The sequence below is a fragment of the Pseudomonas sp. TYF_14 genome, from assembly GCF_043105275.1.
GTDB lineage: Bacteria > Pseudomonadota > Gammaproteobacteria > Pseudomonadales > Pseudomonadaceae > Aquipseudomonas > Aquipseudomonas alloputida.
Genome location: NZ_JBICLK010000011.1, coordinates 1 through 1,511 on the forward strand (window position 1 = coordinate 1; position 1,511 = coordinate 1,511).

Annotated in this window: 1 protein-coding gene; it reads left to right on the forward strand. The window is 61.4% G+C overall.

All coding sequences use genetic code 11. The features are described 5' to 3' along the window. Positions 1 to 1,511, forward strand: a 1,511-nt coding sequence (locus ACF8O8_RS03895) for an immunoglobulin-like domain-containing protein (protein WP_392509276.1), incomplete at both ends; no start/stop codon positions are given.

Sequence of the window (1,511 nt, forward strand, 5' to 3'; positions counted from 1 at the left end):
ACCGTGACTGCTCCGGACAACGTCTACGTCGGCGCTAACGACCCTGTCGTGATGTCGATCGCAACCGTTGAGGGCGCGGATGTCGGCAAGTTCGAACAGCTTACGCTGGACAAGACGCCGGTCAGCACGTCGGTGACCGACGAGCCAGGTACGCCGGGCAACGAAGGCGACTTGGTCAAGGTCACCATCACCGCCGACCAGACCTCGGTGGCCGAGAGCGTCAAGCCGACCTTCACCGTGCACGTCAACCAGCCGCTGGCCCACGACCTGGTCGTGACCCTGAGCAACAACGCCCAGGTCACCATCAAGGCCGGCGAAACCAGCGCGCCATACACCCACGCTGCGCAAGGCGATGACGTCTACAACGACGCTGGCCAGATCAGCCTGGGCATCACGTCCGCTGTGGATGTAGACGGTCGCACCTTCGAAAACCTGCAACTGGGCGGTGCGGCTACCGTTCAAGTGACCGATACCACCGACGAAGTAGTGGCCAAGCTGACCGCGACCCCTTCGGTCACCGAAGGTGGCGAGATCACTTACACCATCACCCTGACCAACAAAGACGGCCTGCCGATCAACAACCACAGTGCATTGACCTTCACGCTGAGCGACGGCAAAACCGTCATCACCGTGCCGGCTAATGGCACCGTGGGTACTGCCACCGTGACTGCCCCGGACAACGTCTACGTTGGCACCAACGACCCTGTGATCAAATCGATCGCAACCGTTGAAGGTGCGGATGTCGGCAAGTTCGAGCAACTGACACTGGACAAGACCCCGGTCAGCACGTCGGTTACCGACGAGCCAGGTACGCCGGGCAACGAAGGCGACCTGGTCAAGGTCACCATCACAGCCGACCAGACTTCGGTGGCCGAGAACGTCAAACCGACCTTCACTGTTCACGTCAACCAGCCGCTGGCTCACGACCTGGTCGTGACCCTGAGCAACAATGCCCAGGTCACCATCAAGGCCGGCGAGACCAGCGCGCCGTACACCCACGCTGCGCAGGGTGATGACGTCTACAACGATGCTGGCCAGATCAGCCTGGGTATCAACTCGGCGGTGGACGCCACTGGTGCGACCTTCGAGAACCTCGAGCTGGGCGGTGCGGCTTCGGTCCAAGTGACCGACACCACCGACGAAGTAGTGGCCAAGCTGACTGCGACCCCGTCGGTGACCGAAGGCGGTGAGATCACTTACACCATTACCCTGACCAACAAAGACGGTCTGCCGATTAACAACCACAGTGCATTGACCTTCACCCTGAGCGACGGCAAAACCGTCATCACCGTGCCGGCTAATGGCACCGTGGGTACTGCCACTGTCACTGCCCCGGATAACGTCTACGTCGGCAGCAACGACCCTGTCGTGATGTCGATCGCTACCGTTGGCGGTGCGGATGTCGGCAAGTTCGAGCAACTGACGCTGGACAAGACGCCGGTCAGCACGTCGGTTACCGACGAGCCAGGTACGCCGGGCAACGAAGGCGACCTGGTCAAGGTCACCATCAC